This is a genomic window from Periweissella beninensis (genome assembly GCF_016908275.1).
GTDB lineage: Bacteria > Bacillota > Bacilli > Lactobacillales > Lactobacillaceae > Periweissella > Periweissella beninensis.
Genome location: NZ_JAFBDN010000015.1, coordinates 24,828 through 32,025, shown reverse-complemented (window position 1 = coordinate 32,025; position 7,198 = coordinate 24,828). Strand labels below are relative to the sequence as shown.

6 protein-coding genes are annotated in these 7,198 nt (G+C 35.3%); 5 read left to right on the top strand and 1 reads right to left on the bottom strand.

Translation table 11 applies throughout. The features are described from left to right. Nucleotides 1-119: 119 nt before the first annotated feature. On the bottom strand, nt 120-1,004 hold the full coding sequence (locus JOC59_RS06415; RefSeq protein WP_205143973.1) for a LysR family transcriptional regulator: 885 nt from the start codon (nt 1,002-1,004) through the stop codon (nt 120-122). A gap of 137 nt (nt 1,005-1,141) precedes the next feature. On the opposite strand from JOC59_RS06415, the gene JOC59_RS06410 reads away from it, so the two are divergent. The 5 genes from JOC59_RS06410 to whiA all read left to right on the top strand — a co-directional run bounded on the left by JOC59_RS06410 (nt 1,142) and on the right by whiA (nt 7,165). Next, entirely contained in the window at nt 1,142-2,773 is a 1,632-nt protein-coding gene (locus JOC59_RS06410; RefSeq protein WP_205143972.1) for a malolactic enzyme, read from the top strand. Between the two features lie 57 nt (nt 2,774-2,830). Continuing rightward, on the top strand, nt 2,831-4,144 hold the full coding sequence (locus tag JOC59_RS06405; protein WP_205143971.1) for a 2-hydroxycarboxylate transporter family protein: 1,314 nt from the start codon (nt 2,831-2,833) through the stop codon (nt 4,142-4,144). 205 nt (nt 4,145-4,349) lie between these two features. After that, nucleotides 4,350-5,225: an RNase adapter RapZ gene (gene rapZ / locus JOC59_RS06400; RefSeq protein WP_205143970.1), complete on the top strand. Its 876-nt coding sequence runs from the start codon at nt 4,350-4,352 to the stop codon at nt 5,223-5,225. After that, nucleotides 5,222-6,196 (top strand): uridine diphosphate-N-acetylglucosamine-binding protein YvcK, encoded by a 975-nt coding sequence (locus tag JOC59_RS06395; protein WP_250966325.1) that lies wholly within the window; start codon nt 5,222-5,224, stop codon nt 6,194-6,196. Before rapZ ends, JOC59_RS06395 begins: the two co-directional genes overlap by 4 nt. A 21-nt stretch (nt 6,197-6,217) precedes the next feature. Further along, nucleotides 6,218-7,165 carry a DNA-binding protein WhiA gene (whiA, locus tag JOC59_RS06390; RefSeq protein WP_205143969.1) on the top strand — a complete coding sequence of 316 codons (948 nt, stop codon included), beginning with the start codon at nt 6,218-6,220 and terminating at the stop codon, nt 7,163-7,165. The last annotated feature ends 33 nt before the right edge of the window (nt 7,166-7,198 follow it).

Below are 7,198 nucleotides of genomic sequence, written 5' to 3'. Positions count from 1 at the left end.
TAAATTACAAAAAAACAACTAATCCAAATTATGAATTAGTTGCTTAATAAATTAATTTAATTATTTAGTCTATCAGTACCATTTGACAAAGAGCCGGTTTTATTTTCGTTAGGGGAGCATTAATACTCTAAACTTTCATATAGGATACCCAGTAACTTTTGTTGAACAGGTGTTAACACATGACCTGAACGGTAGGCAATACTGGTGATAAATGATGGTTGATCAGTATCAAGAAGGTCAATAGCAACTACATCACTGCGATGTTGATTAGTAATACCGGTTAAAAAGGTAACGCCCAAGCCATTTGCTACCATATTCATAATGAAATTAACATCGCTTGAACGAAAAATAACATTTGGATGAAAGTGATTACGACTTGCTAGTTTATTAATTGCTTGCGTATGGACAAAACTAGTTGTGAATAAAATAAACGGCTCATGCCGCAGTTCACTAAATTTAATTGCTTTTTTGGCGGCTAGGGGATGCTTTTTACTAACAAAAATTTGATAACTGTGTCTATCAAATTCTTCAGTTAATAATGATTTATAGGCCATAGGCTCAGCTGAACCAAGTAAGGCGATGTCAACTTCACCACGTTGTAAGCTTTTACGTAAATCATTTGAACCACCTTCAACAGTAGTGATACTTTTCAGCATCCCTCGTTCACGGAGAGTTTGTGCAATATTAGTAAAATAATAATTTTGAATGATTGGTGGTAAGCCCAAGACAATTTGTTCGTTATTGAGGCGATCAATTTCAGCTTTGGTTACAGCCCATTCATTTAAAATCTGGGTAGCATGACGATATAGCTGTTCACCACTTAGGGTTAAGATTAATTCGTTATGCGAATGATCACGAATAATTAACTGAGTGTTAAGTTCTTCTTCTAGTCTTTTGATAGCAGTACTAATAGTAGGTTGACTAACGTGGAAAAAATTAGCAACTTTTGAAAAGTTTTTTTGTAAAATAATTTGTTGGTAATATTCTAAATCTCGAATGTACATATGAAACCTCGCGCTATAACAGAGTTTTTGATAATGATATAAAAATAATTTATAAGAAATGTCACCTTTGACTATAGCACTTTTAGGGGCATATAGTAACCCTTGTAAAAAAGTTCAAAACTATTTGGAGGCCCAACATGGCATTAACTGGAAAAGCAATTTTAAATAACTCATTTTTAAATAAAGGAACCGCCTTTACGAAGGAAGAACGGGAAGCACTTGGTTTAACTGGTGCACTACCAAGTAAGGTTCAAACAATTGAAGAACAATCAGAACAAGTATATGCACAATTTCAAAGTAAAAGCTCACCATTAGAAAAACGCATCTTCTTGATGAATTTGTTCAATGAAAACGTTACTTTATTTTATCATTTAATGGATCAACACGTAGTTGAATTCATGCCTGTTGTTTATGATCCAGTTGTGGCTGATGCAATTGAACAATATAACGAAATTTACATGAATCCACAAAATGCAGCCTTTTTATCAGTTGATGCGCCAGAAGACATTGAAGCTACTTTAAAGAATGCAGCTGATGGCCGCGATATTCGCTTAGTCGTTGTAACTGATGCTGAAGGAATTCTTGGTATGGGTGACTGGGGTGTTAACGGTGTTGATATTGCCGTTGGTAAATTAATGGTTTACACTGCGGCGGCTGGAATTAATCCGGCCCAAGTATTACCTATCAGTATTGACTCAGGTACTAACAACAAAGCATTGTTGGAAGATCCATTGTACTTAGGAAACCGTCACGAACGGATTGCTGGTGAAGAATACCTAGCTTTTATTGACAAATTTGTAGCCGCAGAACAAAAATTATTCCCTGAATCATTGTTACACTGGGAAGATTTTGGTCGTGCCAATGCTCAAGTTATCTTGGATAAGTATAAAGATTCAATTGCTACTTTTAATGATGATATCCAAGGTACTGGAATGATTGTTTTAGCTGGAGTTTTAGGTGCATTAAACATTTCAAAAGAATCATTGAAGGATCAAACTTTCGTTACATTTGGTGCTGGAACAGCTGGTATGGGTATTACCAATCAAATGTTTAATGAATTGTTACAAGAAGGTTTAACTGAAGAAGAAGCACGTAAACACTTCTATTTAGTTGATAAGCAAGGTTTATTGTTCAATGATACACCTGATTTAACACCAGCCCAAAAAGCATTTACGCGTGATCGCAGTGAATTTGCAAATGCTGCTGAATTAACTTCATTAGAAGCAGTTGTCAAAGCAGTACACCCAACTGTCTTAGTTGGTACTTCAACACAACCAGGCACATTTACTGAAGCAATCGTTAAGGAAATGGCTGCACACACTGAACGACCAATTATCTTCCCATTATCAAACCCAACTAAATTAGCAGAAGCAACTGCTGAAGATTTAATTAAGTGGACTGATGGTAAAGCTTTAGTTTCAACTGGTATTCCTGCTGCTGATGTAGAATACAATGGTGTAACTTACCACATTGGTCAAGGAAACAATGCTTTAATTTACCCTGGTCTTGGATTTGGATTAGTTGCTTCAACTGCTAAATTATTGACACAAGAAACCATTTCAGCTGCTATTCACGCTTTAGGTGGCTTGGTTGACTCAAATGCTAAGGGTGCTGCTGTACTACCACCAGTTTCAGACCTTACTAAGTTCTCACAAATTATTGCAGAAGCAACTGCTGAAAGTGTACTTGCGCAAAACTTAAACCGTGAACCAATTAGTGATGCTAAAAAAGCTGTTGCTGATATGAAGTGGGTTCCAGAATACAAATAATTATTATAGCCGCCAATTTGACGACCATAAAGAAATTGGATAATAAAGGAAATAGTTATGAATCAAGGTGACAAACCAGTAGCTGAAAATAAGCTATATAAAAATAAAATATTGGCAACAAAAATTAGTGGAATTAGCTTGCCAATGTATTTAATTATGCTTGCTGTATTGATTATTATTATGGCAATGCACAAACTACCAAATAATATTTTAGGAGCAGTGTTAGTTTTAACATTGCTTGGGCACTTATTTTATTTCATTGGTGAGAAATTACCAATTTTTAATTCATATCTTGGTGGTGGATCTGTATTTTGTATTTTTGCATCAGCTGCCTTAGCAACTTTTGGTGTAATACCAGCAGATACTGTCGATATTACTAAAAACTTCATTAACAATATGGGCTTTTTAGATTTCTATATTGCCGCTTTAATTACTGGGGCAATTTTAGGTATGAATCGTAATTTATTATTAAAAGCTTCAGTACGTTTCATCCCAGTAGCGTTACTATCAATGATTATCACTTTCTTTGCGGTTGGTTTAGTTGGTATGCTACTAGGAAATGGTTTTGGTCACTCAGTTATGTATGTTTCATTACCAATCATGGCTGGGGGAATTGGTGCCGGTGTCGTGCCTTTATCAAGTATTTACGGTCATGCTTTAGGTCAATCATCAGCAGCGATGATTTCACAATTAATTCCTGCTTCAGCTTTAGGGAATGTGATGGCAATCATTAGTGCTGCCATGGTTGCTAAAGTTGGTAAGGATACTAAGTATGATGGGCACGCAATATTAATGGAAATTGATCCTAAATATTCAAAAACACGCCAAGTAGAACCTGATATTATGCAAATGGGTGTTGGTATGTTAATGGCATTAACGTTCTTTATGATTGGAACTATTTTAAATAGTTTGGTTCCTAAGGTTCACACATATGCGTTCATTATTATTGTGGTTATTTTATGTAAAGCATTTAATTTATTGCCACAATATTATGAAGATGCCGCAATAATGTTTAACCAATTAATTGTTAAAAACTTGACACATGCAGTGCTTGCTGGAATTGGGATTGCCCTCTTAAACCTTAGTTTATTAGCTAGTGCTTTAACTTGGCAATTTGTTGTGCTGTGTTTGACAAGCATTATTACAATTTCACTTGCTAGTGCCTTTATTGGCAAGATGTTTGGTTTATTCCCGGTTGAATCAGTTATTACTGCAGGTCTCTGCAATAATAGTATGGGTGGAACAGGGAATGTTGCCGTGTTATCAGCCTCAAATCGAATGGGCTTAATTGCCTTTGCACAAATGGGCAATCGACTTGGTGGAGCAATTGTTTTAGTTATTGCTGGTATTTTAATTCAATTTTTACATTAGCCAAAATTAATTAATTTAGTTTAATCTGAAAAAGGGTTCGGAAATATTTCCGAACTCTTTTTGCGTATAATAGCACATGCTATTTAGCTAGAGGTTACTACTAGGATTAAGGTATTTAAATGATTGTTTGTTTAAATTTAGCGATGATTGAATTACTTTAATCAGTAAAATGGTATACTAAAATAGGGTAAAAAAGGAGGCAATGATGGAAGAACAAAAACAAATTGTGATTATAACTGGCATGAGTGGTGCTGGTAAAACAGTTGCCATGCAAGCCTTTGAGGATATGGGGTTCTTAACTACTGACAATTTACCAGCAACTTTATTACCGCAATTTTTTAATATGGTAAGAACTAATTCAACGGTAAATCGAGTAGCTTTAGTGGTAGATGTCCGGGCACTTGATTTAATTGGTAATTTAAATGAAATCACCTCAACCAAAGAAAATACAGCTGAAATTATATATTTAGACGCATCAGACCAAGAGTTAGTTGCACGATATAAAGAGTCAAGACGGCAACATCCATTGGCACATAATGGTCGAATAATGGAAGGTTTAAAAAAAGAGCGAAGCGTGTTGAAAGGTGTTAAGGAGCGAGCTAACATTGTTATTAATACTGATGAGTATTCACCTCGTCAATTTAGAAAAATGTTGTTCGAGAAATTTAGTAATGGAGAGCATAAAGCGCCGTTTAATGTACAAGTGATGTCATTTGGCTTTAAATATGGCTTACCATTGGATGCTGACCTAGTTTGGGACATTCGGTTTTTAAAAAATCCGTACTATGATGAGCAGCTTAGAACATTGACAGGACTTGATAAAAGAGTGTATGACTATGTAATGCAAAGTGATGGTGCCCAAGCCTTTTATGAAACATATATGAAATTATTACAGCTAACTTTGCCAAGATATATTTTAGAAGGCAAAACTTCATTAGTGATTGCAATTGGCTGTACTGGTGGACAACATCGGTCAGTTGCATTTGCTGAAAGAATCGGTCAAACAATTGAAAAAACGTACAAAACTCGAATTACCCACCGTGATATTGAGTTAAGAAAGGAATCAAGCGTTCGTTCGTGAGAAAGGTCGTCATAATTGGCGGGGGGTCAGGACTGCCTGTCGTACTAAAAGCATTAAAAAAAGAACACGTTGATATTACAGCAGTAGTGACCGTGGCAGATGATGGTGGGTCATCAGGGTTATTACGTAATTATATTAATGTAGTGCCACCAGGTGATATTAGAAATGTCATGGTGGTACTGTCAACCTTAGATCCAGTTTATTTAAAGGTGTTTCAATATCGATTTAAATCAGGTGATGATTTTTTTGCTGGCCACAGTATTGGTAATTTAATTATTGCAGCGATGCAAGAAATGGATTTAAATATCTTTGATGCAGTTCAAAAATTAAGTAAAATGATGGAAGTTAAAGGGCAAATATATCCAGTAGCTAATGAGCCATTGGTTTTACATGCTAAATTTGCAGATGGATCAACGTTAATTGGTGAGGCAAAAATAACTAAAGCACATAAAGTGATTGAGAAAGTTTGGGTAGAACCGCAAACTGACTCTACTAGTAAAAAAGCTAAGGCAGTGCCACAAGTTATCACAGCCATTGCACAAGCTGATCAGATTATTTTAGGGCCCGGATCACTATATACGAGCATTTTACCTAATTTAACGATTAGTGATGTTGCCTTAGCGTTGAAAACAACACGCGCAGATGTTGTGTATATTTCCAATATTATGACCCAAAAAGGAGAGACGGATAATTTTTCTGATGGTGATCATGTTGAAGTTATTAATCAACATGTTGGCGCAAACGTAATAACACATACGATTGTTAATACAACCGAAGTGCCAGAAGATTATATTGATTGGCAACGATGGAATGAAGTTTCAAAACAGGTTAGACATGATTCAAATCAATTAAAAAAAATAGGGGTCATTGAAATTAAAGCTGATTTATTAGAATTACGGGATAATGGTGCTTTTCACAATGGGCAAGGAGTTGTTGATCAACTTATGAAAATTTTAGCCAGGAAAAATTAAATTAATTGGAGGAATCACAGTGTGTCATATGCTAGTGATGTAAAGAAAGAGCTAACAAGTTTAGAGGTTCATGCTAATAATGGTAGAGCAGAGTTATCAGCACTATTAAGAATGAATGGCTCACTTAGTTTATATAATCGACAATTCACTTTAAACATTCAAACAGAAAATGCCTCTACAGCTAGACGAATATATTCATTATTGGGTCAATTTTTTGAGACTGAGTCAGAGGTCATTATTCGACGTCAAATGAAACTTAAAAAAAATAATGTTTATATTGTGCGTTTAGCTCATAATGTACAACAAATTTTGGATGATTTAAAAATTATGGAAGGATTTGAAATTAATCAAACGGTGCCAGTAAGTATTATTGCAACGGACTCAGAAAAACGATCATATTTGCGCGGAGCTTTTTTAGCAGCTGGCTCGGTTAATAATCCAGAAACTAGCCGCTATCATTTAGAAATCTATTCATTATACCAAGATCACAATGAACAATTAGCCGAGTTAATGAACTTATATCGGTTAAATGCTAGGACAACAGAACGGCGCTCGGGTTATATTGTCTATCTCAAAGAAGCAGAAAAAATAGCGGACTTTTTACAATTGATTGGAGCAACTAACAGTATGCTTCAATTTGAAGATGTTAGGATTATGCGAGATATTAAAAATTCTGTTAATCGGTTGACGAATGCTGAAGAAGCTAATGCTAATAAAGTGGCCGATGCTAGCGCTCGCCAAATTGCTGATATCGAACTGTTAGTAGATCAAGTGGGTTTAGTTAATTTGCCAGTTAAATTACGCGAAATGGCAGAAACTAGGCTAAATCACCCCGACGTTAGTTTAAGCGGATTAGGCGAGTTTGTACCAAATGGTCCAATTTCTAAATCAGGGGTTAATCATCGAATGCGTAAAATTAAAGAATATGCACAAATAGTTCGTGAAGGACGACCATTGCCAATTAAATAAAGAAAGATTATTTATTTGACCTAATTTGACCTT